The 14747-nt window shown below is 72.0% G+C and carries 26 protein-coding genes; 5 read left to right on the plus strand and 21 right to left on the minus strand.

All coding sequences use genetic code 11. From position 1 onward, the window contains the following. Positions 1-6 precede the first annotated feature (6 nt). The 5 genes from RM446_RS23370 to RM446_RS23390 form a co-directional block, all read right to left on the minus strand. Positions 7-1650 carry a hypothetical protein gene (locus tag RM446_RS23370; protein WP_311547590.1) on the minus strand — a complete coding sequence of 548 codons (1644 nt, stop codon included), beginning with the start codon at positions 1648-1650 and terminating at the stop codon, positions 7-9. Positions 1651-1659: 9 nt separating this feature from the next. Next, on the minus strand, positions 1660-2130 hold the full coding sequence (locus RM446_RS23375) for a phage terminase small subunit (RefSeq protein ID WP_311547591.1): 471 nt from the start codon (positions 2128-2130) through the stop codon (positions 1660-1662). A 208-nt stretch (positions 2131-2338) separates the two neighbouring features. Further along, complete coding sequence (locus RM446_RS23380; RefSeq protein ID WP_311547592.1) at positions 2339-2689, minus strand: HNH endonuclease signature motif containing protein; 351 nt, start codon at positions 2687-2689, stop codon at positions 2339-2341. 26 nt (positions 2690-2715) lie between these two features. After that, on the minus strand, positions 2716-2892 hold the full coding sequence (locus tag RM446_RS23385) for a hypothetical protein (protein ID WP_311547593.1): 177 nt from the start codon (positions 2890-2892) through the stop codon (positions 2716-2718). Continuing rightward, positions 2889-3083, minus strand: a complete 195-nt coding sequence (locus RM446_RS23390) for a hypothetical protein (protein ID WP_311547594.1) — start codon at positions 3081-3083, stop codon at positions 2889-2891. The genes RM446_RS23385 and RM446_RS23390 overlap by 4 nt, the downstream gene beginning before the upstream one ends. A 231-nt stretch (positions 3084-3314) precedes the next feature. On the opposite strand from RM446_RS23390, the gene RM446_RS23395 reads away from it, so the two are divergent. Next, the gene (locus RM446_RS23395; RefSeq protein WP_311547595.1) at positions 3315-3437 is read left to right on the plus strand and encodes a hypothetical protein; all 123 of its coding nucleotides are present in this window, start codon (positions 3315-3317) and stop codon (positions 3435-3437) included. A gap of 10 nt (positions 3438-3447) precedes the next feature. Then, a complete protein-coding gene (locus tag RM446_RS23400) occupies positions 3448-3669 on the plus strand; it encodes a hypothetical protein (protein WP_311547596.1) in 222 nt (73 codons plus the stop codon). Between the two features lie 342 nt (positions 3670-4011). Here the strand turns inward: RM446_RS23400 and RM446_RS23405 are convergent, their stop codons facing one another. The 16 genes from RM446_RS23405 to RM446_RS23480 all read right to left on the minus strand — a co-directional run bounded on the left by RM446_RS23405 (position 4012) and on the right by RM446_RS23480 (position 11965). After that, complete coding sequence (locus RM446_RS23405; protein ID WP_311547597.1) at positions 4012-4233, minus strand: hypothetical protein; 222 nt, start codon at positions 4231-4233, stop codon at positions 4012-4014. Continuing rightward, complete coding sequence (locus tag RM446_RS23410; RefSeq protein WP_311547598.1) at positions 4230-4931, minus strand: hypothetical protein; 702 nt, start codon at positions 4929-4931, stop codon at positions 4230-4232. Before RM446_RS23410 ends, RM446_RS23405 begins: the two co-directional genes overlap by 4 nt. A gap of 70 nt (positions 4932-5001) precedes the next feature. Continuing rightward, complete coding sequence (locus RM446_RS23415) at positions 5002-5382, minus strand: hypothetical protein (protein WP_311547599.1); 381 nt, start codon at positions 5380-5382, stop codon at positions 5002-5004. A gap of 170 nt (positions 5383-5552) precedes the next feature. Then, positions 5553-5750 (minus strand): hypothetical protein, encoded by a 198-nt coding sequence (locus tag RM446_RS23420; protein WP_311547600.1) that lies wholly within the window; start codon positions 5748-5750, stop codon positions 5553-5555. Beyond that, a complete protein-coding gene (locus RM446_RS23425; RefSeq protein WP_311547601.1) occupies positions 5747-6334 on the minus strand; it encodes a hypothetical protein in 588 nt (195 codons plus the stop codon). Before RM446_RS23425 ends, RM446_RS23420 begins: the two co-directional genes overlap by 4 nt. Before the next feature lie 8 nt (positions 6335-6342). Then, the gene (locus tag RM446_RS23430) at positions 6343-7380 is read right to left on the minus strand and encodes a helix-turn-helix domain-containing protein (RefSeq protein ID WP_311547602.1); all 1038 of its coding nucleotides are present in this window, start codon (positions 7378-7380) and stop codon (positions 6343-6345) included. A 38-nt stretch (positions 7381-7418) separates the two neighbouring features. Further along, the gene (locus tag RM446_RS23435) at positions 7419-7763 is read right to left on the minus strand and encodes a WhiB family transcriptional regulator (RefSeq protein ID WP_311547603.1); all 345 of its coding nucleotides are present in this window, start codon (positions 7761-7763) and stop codon (positions 7419-7421) included. Beyond that, positions 7756-8154, minus strand: a complete 399-nt coding sequence (locus RM446_RS23440; RefSeq protein ID WP_311547604.1) for a putative PDDEXK endonuclease — start codon at positions 8152-8154, stop codon at positions 7756-7758. The genes RM446_RS23435 and RM446_RS23440 overlap by 8 nt, the downstream gene beginning before the upstream one ends. Positions 8155-8226: 72 nt before the next feature. Then, positions 8227-9111 (minus strand): hypothetical protein, encoded by an 885-nt coding sequence (locus tag RM446_RS23445; RefSeq protein ID WP_311547605.1) that lies wholly within the window; start codon positions 9109-9111, stop codon positions 8227-8229. Further along, complete coding sequence (locus tag RM446_RS23450) at positions 9108-9410, minus strand: hypothetical protein (protein WP_311547607.1); 303 nt, start codon at positions 9408-9410, stop codon at positions 9108-9110. Before RM446_RS23450 ends, RM446_RS23445 begins: the two co-directional genes overlap by 4 nt. Beyond that, positions 9407-10066, minus strand: coding sequence for a hypothetical protein (locus RM446_RS23455; RefSeq protein WP_311547608.1), 660 nt, complete (start codon positions 10064-10066; stop codon positions 9407-9409). Before RM446_RS23455 ends, RM446_RS23450 begins: the two co-directional genes overlap by 4 nt. After that, the gene (locus tag RM446_RS23460) at positions 10066-10479 is read right to left on the minus strand and encodes a hypothetical protein (RefSeq protein ID WP_311547609.1); all 414 of its coding nucleotides are present in this window, start codon (positions 10477-10479) and stop codon (positions 10066-10068) included. Before RM446_RS23460 ends, RM446_RS23455 begins: the two co-directional genes overlap by 1 nt. After that, complete coding sequence (locus RM446_RS23465; RefSeq protein ID WP_311547610.1) at positions 10476-10679, minus strand: hypothetical protein; 204 nt, start codon at positions 10677-10679, stop codon at positions 10476-10478. The genes RM446_RS23460 and RM446_RS23465 overlap by 4 nt, the downstream gene beginning before the upstream one ends. Beyond that, complete coding sequence (locus RM446_RS23470) at positions 10679-11476, minus strand: phage antirepressor (RefSeq protein ID WP_311547611.1); 798 nt, start codon at positions 11474-11476, stop codon at positions 10679-10681. Before RM446_RS23470 ends, RM446_RS23465 begins: the two co-directional genes overlap by 1 nt. Continuing rightward, positions 11473-11694, minus strand: coding sequence for a helix-turn-helix domain-containing protein (locus RM446_RS23475; RefSeq protein ID WP_311547612.1), 222 nt, complete (start codon positions 11692-11694; stop codon positions 11473-11475). Before RM446_RS23475 ends, RM446_RS23470 begins: the two co-directional genes overlap by 4 nt. A gap of 76 nt (positions 11695-11770) precedes the next feature. Beyond that, complete coding sequence (locus tag RM446_RS23480) at positions 11771-11965, minus strand: hypothetical protein (RefSeq protein WP_311547613.1); 195 nt, start codon at positions 11963-11965, stop codon at positions 11771-11773. Between the two features lie 252 nt (positions 11966-12217). Here RM446_RS23480 and RM446_RS23485 point away from each other — a divergent pair, with 252 nt between their 5' ends. The 3 genes from RM446_RS23485 to RM446_RS23495 all read left to right on the plus strand — a co-directional run bounded on the left by RM446_RS23485 (position 12218) and on the right by RM446_RS23495 (position 14665). Continuing rightward, complete coding sequence (locus tag RM446_RS23485) at positions 12218-12772, plus strand: helix-turn-helix domain-containing protein (RefSeq protein WP_311547614.1); 555 nt, start codon at positions 12218-12220, stop codon at positions 12770-12772. A gap of 217 nt (positions 12773-12989) precedes the next feature. Beyond that, positions 12990-13400, plus strand: coding sequence for a hypothetical protein (locus RM446_RS23490; RefSeq protein WP_311547615.1), 411 nt, complete (start codon positions 12990-12992; stop codon positions 13398-13400). Continuing rightward, on the plus strand, positions 13397-14665 hold the full coding sequence (locus tag RM446_RS23495) for a tyrosine-type recombinase/integrase (protein WP_311547616.1): 1269 nt from the start codon (positions 13397-13399) through the stop codon (positions 14663-14665). The genes RM446_RS23490 and RM446_RS23495 overlap by 4 nt, the downstream gene beginning before the upstream one ends. Positions 14666-14747: the final 82 nt, after the last annotated feature.

Raw genomic sequence — 14747 nt, forward strand, 5'->3', positions numbered from 1 at the left:
GTGGAGTCACCTCCTGGTCCTGGTCGTCGAGGATGTGTAGACGTAGGAGTCGCGCGGGCGCGCGCCGGCGGCGATCGCGTCCCCGCGGGCCTCCCAGCTCAACGCTCCGGCCATGGCGTAGTCGATCTTGAACGGGCTGTCGGGCCGCTCCTTGCGGATCACCCACAGCGGGCGCGCCTCGTCGTCGAGCATCTTCAGCTCGCGACGCCTTGCGTTGCCGATGTGGTCGCGCAGCGCCCGGCCGCCGTCGTGCGTGACCGCGCCGGTGACCATCGCGGTGCGGTAGGCCCGCATCGCATACGCGGTCGGCTTGAGCCGGTTGGTCCACCACGGCTGCACGCGCTTCTCGCCGTAGGTGCCCGACCAGGCGTTGACCTCGGACTCCCAGTAGGGCGGGTCAGCGTAGAGGCGCCATACCTGCCACCGGCCGAACACCTCGGCCATGGCCTCGTGCACCTCGTCTTCGGGAACCTCCCAGTCGGCGGACCCGTCGGTCTCCCAGCCGGCATAGAGCTGCTGGTATCCGGTGGCCACGTCGGTGATCACGATCCCGGTGGCGTCGGCGAAGCGGGCCCCGTCGAACCCGACGGTGACCAGCCGGTTGGGGGAGATCAGCCCGTGGTCGCGGGCCAGCTCGTCCCACCGGCCGGCGTCGAACGCCTGGTTGCCCGCGCGCACCCGGCGGTTGAGCCAGACGCGCTCCCAGTAGGACCGGTCCGTGTCGGGCTGGTTGTACAGGGACGCGATCTGCTCGACCTGGCCGTCGAAGTCGGGCCAGGATGCGATGGCGGGGCCGGAGGCTTCGCGCACCGCGGCGTGCAGCTGGGCGGGGTCGGTGAAGTCCTCGTCGTCGCGTGCGACGGCTTCCCGGTGGAAGAAGAACAGGGTCCGGTCTTTGACCTTGCCCTGGTGGATCAGCTCGGCGTACTCGTGCGTCCCCTCGGCCACCGAGCCCTCGCCGGGCGTGTAGGTGGTGGTGGTCTCCAGGCTCCAGGGGTCCGCCAACTGCCGCTTGGGGATGTTGGCCTGCATGGTCTGGTGCGCCTCGCGCAGCCGCGGGAGCACGAACCGGTGGGTCTCGTCGAAGTGCTGCCAGGTCGTCCGCGCACCATCACGGCTATCGGGCGCGGCCGCCAGGGCGACCGCCTTCCCGTCGCCGCCGGCGCGCATGATGCGCTCCAGGCCAGCGTCGAACAAGTCGGCGTCGTGCCCTTCGGTGACCATCACCAACAGGGCGGCGTAGGCGAGGTCTTCGGTCTGCTCCTCGGTGTAGGCCACCATCGGGATGTAGGGGTCGACGACCGGCACCCCGACCGGCTGGCCGTGGGCGTCGAACCCGTCGCAGCGGACGGGCGCCTCGGGGTGGAGCTCGGCGAAGGCGACCGCCGCGGCGAGCTCGGTCTTAGCCGTCCCCTTGCGCACGCTGAGCCCGCACCGCTTGAACCGGCGCTTCCCGGCGCGCGGGTGCCCCTTCGGGTACACCTCGTACCACCGGTAGATCAGCGCCCGCTTCTCCACGTCCAGCGTGTAGTCGCGGCCGCGAAGGTCGCCCGGCCCGTGGACGGCGCGCTCCTCCAGGAGGCTGCAGACCTGCGGGCCCAGGGTGGGCCATGACTCCTCGTCGCGGGCGGGCACGATCAGAGTCGCCATGGCGGCGGCTCAGACCGCGTACAGGACCGACCGCGGATCCTCCGGCGGCTCCTGCCCGTCCGTCCCGCCAGCAGGCGGCGTACCGCGCCGACGGTTCCCACGGTCTTGGGCTTCCTCGGTGCGCTCGATCTCCCACTGCAGGCGGCGCCGGTCGATCGGAGTCAGGCCGAAGGCGGTCCGCTGCAGCCGGATCTCCGCGGCCAGCTCCCGCGACCCCGTGCGCCAGAAGTCGTCCACCAGCAGCGCCAGCATGTACAGCCCGTGGATGTCGGCGTGCCCGTCGATGAACTCCGGCGCCATAGGAGAGGACCACACGTCCGCCCACCACGCGCGGGTCTGCGGCAGCCACTCGCGCTCACCGACATCGGGCAGCTCCGGCGCGGTGAAGTCCTTCGGCAGCTCGGCGGACAACCGGCGTGCGGTCGAGGTCTTGTTGCGGCGCTGGCGCATGGCCGCCGGCTTGGGGGGCGGTCCCGACATGGTTCACCTCCGCGCCCCGTTGCGGGGCATCGTCAAGCGCGCCGCGTTGCGCGGCGGTTCGGATCCTGGGAACCCGTACAGATGGAAATCGCCCTCCCCGGCGTTCCCCAAGGGCACCCCCCGGAGGGGGTCACCCCCCACCTGACCTGCGAAAACTCTGCACGCATGTTGGCGCGTTGCGCGCCTGGTGTTTGTGCAGGTCAGAGTGTTAGTAGTGGTCGGCGTGCCAGCCGCCGGGTTGGTCGTGTGCTGTCTCGCGTGAGTGGTGCGAGTGTGTGAGCGCCTGAAGGTTGTCCCAGTCATGGCCCCTAGGCCCGAGGGGGCCGAGGCCGTCCTTGTGGTGGACGTGCTCAGCCAGTGGCCGCAGCAGCACGGGCAGCGCGGCGCACTGGTCGCACTCGCAGTAGGGGTGCTCGTGGAGGTAGGCGGTGCGGGTGCGTTCCCACCGGCGGTTGTAGCCCTTCTGGCGGGCGGTGGGGCGGTCCTGGGCGGCCTTGGCCTGGCACCCCCCACACCTCCCCCCGGGGGTCAGTTCTGGGCACCCTGGGGTGGGGCACACCCGGAGGGGTCTACGGCGCGGGCTCATCAGGCGGATGTGGCGTCGTCCTCGTCCAGGCTGGCGAGGTTGACCCAGCACTGGGCGAGTTGGATGTAGTAGCCCATGAGGTCGCGGTCGAGGACGGTTTCGGCGTCGCGCAGGAGGCGGGCGGCTTCGGAGCGGGCCTCGGCTTGGGTGGGCGGCGCGGTGGTGGGGTCGCTCACGCGGCCTCCACGGCGGCGCGGACGGCGGCGTCCTTCGATTCCAGCAACTTCCGGAGTGCGACGTCCACCTCGACGCTGTCCGCGGGGAGGGTGGCCACGAGGTGGTGTGCGAGGTCCGCGAAGGGACGGCTGACCGCTTGGAGGTGCGTGGGGAGGTGGGCGTAGGCGAACAGTGCCAGTGAGGGGCGCATTCGGTCCTCCAGAGGACGCGCGCTAGGGCGTGTGGTTGGCGTGGTGGCCTGTGGTGGCCATGCCCGGTGGCTGGCGGGTGGGGCGGCCTACCGTTGGCCGAAATCCCCTGTGATCCCCAAGGAGGGCCCCATGGCCGATGTTGAGCTGCGCCCGGATATCGCGGCGGCGCGGGACAGGATGTCCAGCCGGATCGGCGCGGGCCGAGAACTCCGCAAGCTGGTGGAGTACCTGTGGGATCCCCGCCCGCGGGTGACCCGCTCGGGCAGGTGCCGACGTTCGATCTGCTGCGGGCGCTGCGCGACAGGGGCGCGGTCACCCCGGACGAGTTCGCGTTCATCGCCCAGCGGCTCTAGGAGGAACGTCATGTCTGCTTCGTGGATCATGGGCACGGTCGGGGTCGCTCTGGTGGCGGCTGGCGGCCTCATGTTGGTGCTGTCGCTTAACGCCGCGGATGCGGCGCTGCTGGATCCGGTGGCGGTGGTTGACCCGTTGGGTCCGGGCGCGATCGCCGCGGGTGTGGTGCTGCTGCTGGGCGTGTGGATGGGGTCGGACCCGGTGACGTCCGCGCAGCGCCCGAAGGAGTGAGTGGCGCGGCCGCCTCGGGTCACAGGTGCCGAGGCGGCCGTAGGAGCAACCCTCTATGAAGAGTCGTTCGAGCGCCGGTTCGTGACGGGGCCGCCCCGGGTTTTCCATGCCCGGGGCGGCCCTTTCCCCATGCCCGCACGCTCCCCGCACCGCGGGGTCTGTGGGTCCCGGCCCGGCTCGACGCGCACCCCCACTGGGCGCGGAGCCGGGGCCGGGACGAGGGTGTGTCCGGCAGGGGACGGTGACCGCCGGGAGGGGCTGGTGGTCTGCCGGACACGTCTGTGGGCATGCGAAAGGCCCGGGAGCGGGAGGGCGCTCGACCGGGCCTTGGATACAGCTCCGCTACGGCGGTTGATCTTTCGCAATCGTAGCAGGGCGTTTCGGGCGCCGCATTGTCCGCTGTCGTCCGGATTCGGCGGCGAACACGTCGGTCAGCCAGTAGCGGCGCGGACTGGTGTCGGGGATGGGGGTGAGGTGGCCGCGGTGGACCCAGGTGTCGATGGTCGCGCGGGTGACTCCCACCTGCACGGCGGCTTCGGCGGCGGTCACCCCGATGTCGCTCATGCCGCTCCCTTCGTGGCGAGGTCGGGCCAGTGGGTGGCTGGCCATTGGTGGCGGGTGCGGCGGGGGACGTCGGTGCAGCCGCACAGGAAGTCGACGCAGGTGCACTTCGGGTTGAAGCACTCGACGAGGTCGGCGTCCTGGCGCAGGCGCAGGGACAGGCAGTCGCACAGCGGGCACCGGATGGTGGTGAGGCGCACGGGCGGTTCGTGTTCGCCGAGGACGGCGGCGGCGCGCTGGGTGAGGCGGCGGGCTTCGGCGGCGACGTGCCGGGCGAGGTCCGCGTCTTGGGCGGCTTTGCCGAGCAGGTCCTTGATGCGGAGGATGCGCGCCTGGGTGCCGGCGGCGGGGGTCAGCGCGGGGGCGACCCGGTCGATCACCGCGCCTTCGAGGTCGGCGAGGTCGAGTTCGATATCCCGCGTGGTGTCGAGGAGGGTGAGGTCGAGCGGTGCGGGGCTGGTGCCGATGGGTGCGGGGGCGTGGGGGTTGGCGGCCATCTGCGCGAGGGCGTCGGCGCGCTCCTGGTGGTGCTGGGCTCCGCGGGCGGCGAGCTGGTCCGGGCCGGGGGTGGTGTGGGTGGACTCGGTGCGGTATCCGGCCTGCAGGCGCCGGCGTAGCTCGGCGAGGCGCCCCGCGAGCGCGTCGAGGGCCTCGTATGCCGCGAGGGCGTCGTAGGCGGCTGCGGCCGGGTCGGTGCTCATCGGTGTGCCCCCTGGGTGGTGGGTGGGTGGTGGGGTGTGCGGGGCGCCGGGCGGGCAGCGCCCCGCGGGGTCAGGCGCCGTCGGTGCGACTGTCGAGGTCGGCCACGCATGCGCAGATGACGGCGGCTGCTTGGACCAGCTCGGCGCGGACCTTCGCGGGGTCTTCTTCGGCGAGCGCCTCGTAGACCTCTTCCAGCACGATTCCGGCCCAGTCCTTGCGGGGGTCGGGGTCGCGCGGGTCGAAGTTGCCGTCGTTGAACTCGCGGTAGTTGGAGGCGTATGTGGCGAAGAGCGCACGGGATCGGCGGCGGGTGGTCGCGTCGCCGGAGTGGACGGGGTGGTGTTGGTCGCCCCACTTGGTGAGCTGGCGCTGTCGCTCGTCGTCGATCTCGCGGGTGATGGCGTCGAGGCTGGGTGTGGCGAACTCGGCGGGCTGCTCGGTGGTGCTCATGGTCTGGTCCTTTCAGAGGTGGATGACTGCGGAGAAGCGGCGGTCCCTACAGCTGCGGCACCGGACGGTCCCGGCTCGGGTGGGACGGCGGCAGGTGTGGCAGGTAAGGGATCGGGAGGGGCGGGGGCCCGGTGGCGGGGTGAGCGCCCACCGGGCGTCGACGAGGGCGGTCACCCGGCGGCGTCCTCGGTCAGGTACTCCACGCGCCAGGTCGGGTGCGCGGGCACGGGATGCCGTTGGCCATCGAGCCGCACGTTCAGTTGGCCGCCCCGGAAGCTGGTGATCACCCCTGGTTGGCCGTCCACGGTCACCCGCATGCCGCGTTTCGCGGGGACGCTGTAGGTCCGGCGGACGTAGGCCGCGCTCACCGGGCGTCCTCGGCGGTCTCGTCTGCGGCCACGTAGCGGGCCGGGTCGGTGGGGCCGTGTCCCCAAGTGGTGCCGCCGTCGAGGTAGAGGTGGCCGCGGTTCGGTCCGACGAGCACGAGCGCGGTCACCTTGCGGACGCGGTCGTCGTCGCTGTCGATGCGGCGGACCTTGTCGCCGACCTGGTAGGGCAGGTCGGAGGTGTCGGCGGTGAGGCGCCGGCGGTCGGCCTGCACGGCGTCGTCGTCCAGGTGCGCGAGCGCCCATTGGTAGCCCTGCAGCCAGGCGAACCGTTGCAGCCAGGCGGCCCCGGTGGTCGTGGCGCCAGTGCGGGCGATGGAGCGGGCGAGGGCGCGGCCGCGGCGGGCGGATGCCCAGGCGGTGCGGTAACGGTCCCGCTCGGCGGTCAGCCGCGCCACCTCGCGCGTGAGGACATCGGTCTCGGTGAGGGCCTCACTGATCAGCACGTCGCTGTCGTTGGTCTCGGCGGGGATGGTCATCTTCCACCGGCCGCCGTTGCAGAGGCGGGTGACCTCGTTCGCGGCTGCTTCCACGTTGGCTGCGATGCGGTCGGGGCGGTAGGTCACTGGTGCTCCTACTGGGTGTTGTCGGTGCCGGTGGCGAGTCCGGCGCGGGCGAGTGCGGCCCATTCCTTGGGTGTGCGGGGCGCCGCCGGGGCCTGGTTGTCGGTGGCGGCGGGGACGGTGGTCAGTAGCGGGGCCTGGCCGGGCGTGTGGCGGCCGCTGGGGCGGTTGTGGCCGGTGTGGACGGTGAGGTCGGGGCGGGTGTCCTCTGGCGGCCCTGGGGCGGGCTCAGCGGCCCGCTCCTGGGCGCACCGGAAGCAGCCGTCGGCGTCGTCGGCGGGCCAGCCGTGGCCGCACGGGGCCTCCTCGACGGGCGGGGCGGGTGCGGGCAGCACCGGCACCTCCGCCGGGAGGTCCCGCGCGCTGGCCGGTGTGGGAGTCGGCAGCAGGTCCTTCGTGCGGTTCTGCTCGGCGCGCTTGCGGATCGCCTTGCGGACGTAGGCGGCCTCGTCGCGCAGAGGGCCGCGAGCGGCAGCGAGCAGGTCCTCAGCGACGCGCCGTCCCCACTCCGGTGTGACTGTCCGTCCCGTCGCCGCGCCCAGTTCCTCGGCGGCTGCCGTTGCAGCGTCCTCGCGCGGGACAGACTGAGGAGAGTCCTGAGGAGACTGAGGACTTGGGGGGGAACTGCTTCCCCCCTTTGAGGGAACGTGTTCCCCCCTTTCGGGAACCTGTTCCCCCCTTTCCGTGGCCGCTGGGCCGCGAAGGGGGGAACTGCTTCCCCCCTTCGCGGGGACGTCGGACCGCTCCGGGAACACCGGCACCCGGTAGACCGTGTGATGCCCCTTCAGCGCGTAGATCGGCCTCCCGACCGCGTCCGTGCCGATGGGCTGCCGCAGCTCGTAGCCCGCCGTGGCGAGGCGCTGGAGAGCCTTCTTCAGCGTCGCCGGGGTCAGGCCGGTGCGGTGGCACAGCAGCTCCTGGCCGAGGTACAGCGACTCGCGGGTCTCGTCGTTGGCGTCGTCGGCGATCGCCAGCAGCACCAGCCGGGCAGCGGAGTCGAGGCCGTCGGGGGCGTGGTCGAACACGTGGCGGTACAGCTTGAACCCCACGTCACACACCCCTTTCTGTGGTCGTGATGGGCGGCTGGCTACTGGTCGGTGGTGCCGAGGCGGGTGCGCAGGCGGTTGACGGTGGACTCGTTGAGCCCAGCGCGCACACCCAGCTCGGACGGGTCGAGCAGCGCCGCCACCAGGCAGTCGGTGCGGGCCGGGCACCAGTCGCAGACACGTGCCGCCTCGGCGTTGACGCCCGCCTGCCGCGAGAACGGCACCCACAGGTCCGGATGGGTGTTGTCCGCGCAGGCGGCCCGGTCGCGCCAGTTCAGCGGCGGGACCTGGTGGCGGCCGCGGGCGACGAGGGCGGCGATGTGCTCGGCCCACAGCCGGCGCTTCTCGGCGTCGGTGGGGGCGGTCTTCACGCGCGGCTTAGGCATCGTTGGTCTCCGGTGTGGGGTCGATGTGGTCGCGGGCGGCGGTGAGCAGCGCGACGAGGTCGGCGAGCGTGAGCATCACGAGCTGGTCGCCCGGCGCGGAGAGCCCGCGGCGCTTGGCCACCACCAGGGCGGCGGTGGCGTCGTCGTTGCCGCGCTCGGTTTCGGCCTCAGCAAGCCAGGTGGCCGGTTTCCAGGCGGTGGTGTCCTTGCACTCGACGATTAGGCGCTGGCCGAGGTGGCGCAGCCCGGTGATGTCGCCGCGGTCCTGCGCGCCCGTCTTGGCGCGGCGGTCGATGCGGTCGTCGACGTGGGCGGCGAGGTAGTCGGCGACCTGCCGCTCGAAACGGGCGCCGGCCTTCTTCGCGCTGCTGTGATTACGGGTGCGGGGCACGGGGTCCCTTTCCAGTGGGAGCCGCGCGCCGGGCGGGGGTCTGGTGGCCGGCCCGCCCGGCGCGCGGCCGGACTATGCGGCGTCGGCGTCGGCCTGGGCGGCGAATCGGTCGACGGCGAACGCGGCGAAGTCCTGGCAGTGGTCGCAGCCCGCCGCGGCCTCGGCGGTGCCGCCGCACAGCTCCACGTGGGCGCGCTCGGCGAACTGGCGGATGGCGCGGTCGCGCTTGGTGGCGGGCGCCTGGTCGTGGTCGCGGACGAGGGCGAGCAGGTAGGGCACCAGGGCGCGCACGGTGTCGTAGTCCAGGTCCGCGATGCGTTCGCCGTCGTTGAGGTCGACCAGCCGCACCTTGCCGCCCAGGTGGTGGGCGTAGATGTCGGCAGTGTAGGAGTCGGGCAGCGGGGCGCGGCCGGGCACGGGCACCTCGCCGGGGACCTCGACGGTGATGGTCAGTCCCTGCTCGGTGCGGGTGTTCATGTCGGCGACGCTGGCCTGGACCGCCTCCAGTGCTGTGGTTGCCCGGTCGGCGTCGGTGCGGGCGGCGGCGAGGTCGTCCAGCACGCCGGAGGCGGCCGCCGAGGCGGTGCGGTGGCCGGAAATCCAGGCCTGCACGATCATCTGGACGAGAGTGGACTCGTCGGCCGTCACGCTGGTCTGGTAGTAGCTCGCCACGCCGAGCTCGCGGGCGCGCCGCAGGCTGTCGGCGGCGTGCTCGGTGGCCTGGTCCACCGCCTCGACCGTGGAGGCGGTCAGGTAGTCGGCGGCGTCGGCCGGGCCGGTGCGGGTGCGGGCGAGGACGACGGTGCGGGCGAGCAGGCCGTCAGCGACCTGCAGGAACCGGTCGCGGACGTTGTCGGGCACCTGGTCCCAGGGGGCGGGGAGGTCGTGGGTCATGGCGTGGACGCGGTAGAGCTCGGCGGCGACCTGGTCGCGGTTCATGTCGGTCGGTGCGGTCATGGCGTCTCATCTCCCGTGGAGTCGTCGGGGGTGTCGGTGGGGAGCCAGCCCAGCGCCGCGCGGATCTGAGCGGCCGTGGCGCGGGCGGTGTCCGGGGCCGCGCGGTGGTGGGCGGCGCCGCGCCACGCAGGCGGGTGCTGCACGTCGGTGGGCCGCCACCCCATCCACCGGGCCTGGACGACGATCGCCATCGCGTGGTCGTCCGCGTCGGCCACGCCGAGGTCGCGGAGGTAGGCGGCGACCCAGTCCAGGAGGTGGCGGGTGTCCTCGTCGGGCCAGCCGGCGCCGCTGCCGGTCATCCCTCTGCGTCCTCGCGGAGGGCGTCGACCCGCATCCGGTGCAACCGCACGAGGCGGGTCGCGTTGCGGAGGTGGCGTTGCGCGGCGGCCAGCTCGTGGACCAGGTCGGGGGTGTCGATGCCGCAGCAGTCGCCGCCGCAGTCGCCCTCGGTCAGCTCGCGGGACGCCCGCATGGCCTGCTGCGCGTCCTGGTCGGCCTCGATGACGCCTTCCTCGGCGGTGTCGAGACGGTCGGTCACGAGGCCGAGGTGTTGGAGGTCGCGGGGGCTCATGACGGGTCTCCCGTGGTGTCGCGGGGCGGGGAGGGCAGGGCCGCCCGGGATTTGCCGAGGGCGTGCATGGCGTCGGTCAGCTGGCTCGGCGTCGTCCGTGGTGCCGTGCCATGCCTGGACGTCCTGCAGCGCCGCGATGGCGTGGCGGACCGCCGTGGTCAGGTGGCGGCGCGCGGCGCGCACCCGCTCGTCGTGGTCGGGTCCTTCGGAGCCGAGAGCGATCCCGATCTCGTAGCCGTCGCGATTGGCCTGGTGGATGGCGTCCCAGTCGTCGACGGGGTTGGGCCACAGCGCGGTGATGCGGCGGCGGTTGGCCCACCGGTCGCCGAGCAGGCGCCGCAGCACGGCCACCGGGTCGCGGTGCGTGAAGCGTCGGCTGATCATCAGCCCTCACCCCCGTCGAGGTCGGCCACGGCCAGGTCGATGTCGGCCTGGGGCCAGCCCAGCTCTGCCAGGTGGTGGCGGACCGCGGCCTCGACCACCTGGCGGGCGCGGGCGCGGGACGCCTGCTGCTGCGGCGTCAGCGGCATGTCGGCGACCAGCGCCGCGGCGCTGGAGCCCTCGGCTGCCCGCGGCAGCTCCAGGTCGGGCCGCTCGTCGAGGTCGGCCAGCCGCACCCGGGGGCCGCCGGTTGCCAGGTCCAGGCCGAGCATGGCCAGAAGATCCGCGGCGTCCCCGGCGGCGCGGTCGGCGATGGTGGCGCGCGCCAGCGCCACCATGGTCGTGTCGACGCCGGTGGCGCCGTTGAGGATGGCGTGCGCGTCATGCAGGCTGTCGCCGGTGCGGGTGGTGGTCATCGGGTCTGCCCCTCGTCGTCGGTGCGGATAGCGGTGATCAGGGCGTCGATGTCGCCGGTGGTGGCCTGCTCGGTGAGGTCATCGACGCGGCGGGACACCTCGCGGCGGCGGACGCCGGCCACCCCGGCGAGCACACCGAGCGCCAGGAGCAGGGCGACGGTCGCGGTCCCGGCGAGCAGGAACAGGTCGAACTCGGTCATCAGGACCCCCCGGCGACGAGCGAGAGCTGCGTGGACGGCGGGTGGGGGCGGTCCTCCAGCCCCTGGGAGTAGCGGCGCCGCCATATCCCGACCTCGCCGCGCGGCGTGACGTAGGTGGTCCACGTCCGGCGTTCCGGCTGACCGGCCAGCCGCGACTTCGACACCAGCCACTCGCGCTCGATGGCGTAGGCGGTGGGGTCGTTGCGGCGGGCGCCGCCGCGGATCAGCAGCCCTTCGGCGTAGAGGTACTGGCGGAGCTGCTTCTCCTGCATCCCCCACGCTTTGGCGACCTGGCCGACAAGGCGAAGCCCGTCCGCGTCGGCGGTGCGGCGCGTGTACTCGGCGTCGGGCTCCAGCGCGGCCGCGCGCTGCCGCTCGACCTCGGTCGCCTCGTGCTGGTCGGCCAGGGCGCGCAGCGCCTCGGCGTAGGTCTGCGGCGCCGACGGCACTGCCGGGGCGGCCCCGTAGCCCCCAGTGCGGCGAATGGACGGCAGCACCTCGGCGGTGACCCACTCCTGGAACCGCTCGGCGGCGGGGGTGTTGCTGCGCATGATCAGCCGGTAGAGACCGGCCTCGGAGATCAACACCGTTTGCGGGTGAAGTCCCAGGTCAGAAAAGGGTAGCGATTCGCTACCCTTACGGTGACCTGCGGGAACGTGGTACTTCAGTGCTTCGCTGGTGTTGGCGTGCCCGAGGATCAGGGCCGCGTCGCGGCCGACGAACCACGGGTCGCCGTCGATCTCGACGACCCGCACCGGCTGTCCGGTGTCAGGGAAGGTGAAGGGCTGCAGACTCATGCGGTCACCGCCGTGCGGGCGTGACGGTCGCTGTACTCCTGGATGCTGGAGTCGGGGACGCGGGTCTTGGTGCGCGTCGAGGTGGGCGACTTGATGTCGGTGACGCGCAGTTCGCCGCGGGCGATGAGCCGGTAGACGTGGGACCGGTGGCAGCCGAGCAGGCGCGCGGTCGCGGGGATGGTGTGCAGCGTCGTGCCGCTGCGTTCGGAGTGGGGCACGTAGACTCTCCTCACGAAGTAGTGGTTTGGGAGCCCCCGCGGACGCTTGGCAGGCAGCGCGGGGGCTTCGTCGTGTTCAGGGGCAGGTGGCGCCGTCGTCGGGGAGGACCACGAACAGGTCGTCGAACCGGCGGTCGAGGAGATGGAGGGCGCGGGCGATGATCGCCGCGGAGGGTGGGAGGTCGCCGGAGCCGACGCGGGCGGCGGTGGTCCGGTCGACGCCGAGGGCGCGGCCGCGGGCGACGTGTGTGGTGTAGCCCGCCGCGGTCATGCGGCGGTTCCACTCTGTGCGGCGCACCGCAACCCGTGCAGCCTGTAGTGACCGGGTTTGTGTGTGCATGCACCGCACGTTACCCGTGTGATGTGAGTGCACGCAACAATGATCTTGGGTTTTTCGCGGGAGGGCGACATGTTAGCGCGTAGTGTGCGGTGTATGCACTCACGGTTTGGAGAGGAAAGCCTTGCCAAACCGGTGCCGGTAAGTAGCTGCCCGTTGTGTAGTTACACCTGTAGTGTGCGCTGTATGCACGGTGATACTTGGGCCCCGGAGGGATTCGCGGCCGCACTCGCGGCCGTCGCTACCGCCTACGGCTACACCCACGACGACATGGCACGCCGCGCACGCATACACCGCTCCCAGATCAGCAGATGGGCCTCCGGCCGGCACCGCCCGTCCTATGAAGCCCTCGACCGCCTTCTCGCCGCCGCCGTCGCCGAAGACCCCACCCGCACCGGGCTGATGGCGGCCGCGGCGCGCACAGCCGGATACCAGAGGCTCGCCGCGGTCTACGCCGACCGCGCGCCCGACCCCGACCCCGACCCCGAGCCCCCCGCCGAGCCCGCCGGAGGCCGCTACACCGTCGAGACCCGCCCGGTCGAGGGGCCGATCGGCGAGACGGTCGCCTACATCGTCCGCGACCTCCAGGCCGACACCGACGACATGACCGAGGAGGAGGGAGAGGAGGCGATCCAGGCCGTGCTGGAGAGCATGAAGTACCAGGCGCGGATCGCCTGGGAGGCGGAGCGGGCGCGGATTGCGCGTGAGCGGCGTCGCCGCGAGCGCGAGCACGACGGGTGAACGCGCGGCCGGTTCACATTGTCGCTGAAAGCAAGTGGCCGGATGCGGACACCAAATCCGTAAACCAGCCACGCATTGTCAACATCGCCTGCACATTGGGGTTTTTGCAGGTCAAACGCTAGCAAAGGTATGGATTCGCACTCGCGTGCGAATTAGGCTTTCCCTCTCACCCTGGTAAAGGGACCCCCAATACGGGCGAGCACGGAGGGGGAAGCTCATGCCCGACACTGCATTGACCCCTGCCCCGACTACATTCCGTTTCCACGACTGGCGTCGCGGCGCCGACACACAGCCGCGGCTGTCGATCACCAGCGCGCGACTCCCGCGCCGATGCCCCTATCTCGTCGAAGAGGTGGCCCCCCGGTGGTGGGCCATCACCGTGCGCCACAACGCACGATGCGGCGACCTCTTCCCCGCCTACGTCGAGACCTTCGCCCACGACTACCCCTGCGCGTGGCGACTGCTGGTGGACGCCTTCGGCGTCGACCCGATCAAGGAGGCTGACGGGCTCGCCGCCGCCTATCGCCACTACCCGGCACACGAACGGCTGCCGCTGCACATGATCCCGATCATGGAGGCGTGCGGCCTGCTCATCCCGTGGCCGCACGGTCGGCGCCTGCACCCATGAAGCGGGGCCGCCGCGAAGCGACCGCGGCGGCCCCGGAGGGATACACACCTCGGAAGGAACTGTATATGCCCTATATCCGACGTCTGCCGTCAGGGCTGTGGCAGGCGACCGTGCGCGGCGCCGACGGGAAAAAGCACACCCGCACCGACCCCCTGAAGAAGACTGTGCAGCAGTGGGCGCGCGAGCAGGAGACGGCGCGCGACCAGCAGGTGTGGCAGGACCCGCGCGCCGGGCACCTCACCCTCGGCCAGTGGCACCCCGTCTGGCTAGACATGCGCACCGTGGAGGCGATGACGGCCGCGCAGGACACCTCCACGTGGCGCGTGCACGTCGAGCCGAAGTGGGCGGGGTGGAAGCTAGCGGCGATCGATGTCGAGGCGGTGCGGACCTGGCGCGCACAGATGGAGAAGTCGGGCGTCGGTCCGCATGCGCAGATCAAGGCACTGAACTACCTCTCGGCGATGCTGTCGGCCGCAGTGCCGAAGCGGATCTCCCACAACCCGGTGCACGAAGTCGGGCGTCCGAAGACCCCGACGCGGACGCCGTTCTACTGGTCGACCGAGGAACGGTCCGCCATCCTCGCCGCGGCCGACCCGCGGTACCGGACCGCGCTCGACCTCGACCTCCACGTCGGGCTACGCCCCGGCGAGCTGATGGGCCTGCCCACGACCGATGTCGACTGGCCCCGCGGACTGCTGCACGTCACCCAGGTGTGGACCCGCAAGGGCATCAAGCGCTACCCGAAGTCGAAGAAGTCGCACCGGACAGTGCCGATCCCGCCGCACCTGATGGATCCCCTGCAGGAGATCCTGAACGGCGCGGCCATCAGCGACGCGACGCCGGTGTTCCCCGCGCCGGGCGGGTCGTGGCTCGATGACCGGCATTTCCAGCACCGCATCATGGACCCCGCCCTGGCCGCGGCGCGCCTATGCGGGCATCCGCCGGCAGCCGCTGAGGAGACGCACGGCGAATGCCGAGAAGAAGGGTGCGGCTACGTCCGGCACCGCGTGCGGCGCGGCACCCCCAACGACATGCGGCACACCGCCGCGAGCCAGCTCGTCATCTCCGGCGTCGATCTGTACCGAGTGCAGGAGCTGCTCGGGCACGAGAGCTACCAGACCACCCAGCGCTACGCCCACCTGTCGCCCAACCGGTTCGACCCGGTCGTCGAGGCGTGGCGGTCGCTCTCGTGCGCCACTGATGCGCCAGAATCCGGCATCACCCAGCGACATCCCGAGACTCCGGGCGACAAAAACAGCAGGTGAGAGCATCCGGAGTGCCCATGACCAGGGGTGCCCGAATGCCTGATAAGGATGAGGCCCCAGGTTCAAGTCCTGGTACGCCCAC

The organism is Streptomonospora wellingtoniae, from assembly GCF_031845375.1.
Lineage (GTDB): Bacteria > Actinomycetota > Actinomycetes > Streptosporangiales > Streptosporangiaceae > Streptomonospora > Streptomonospora wellingtoniae.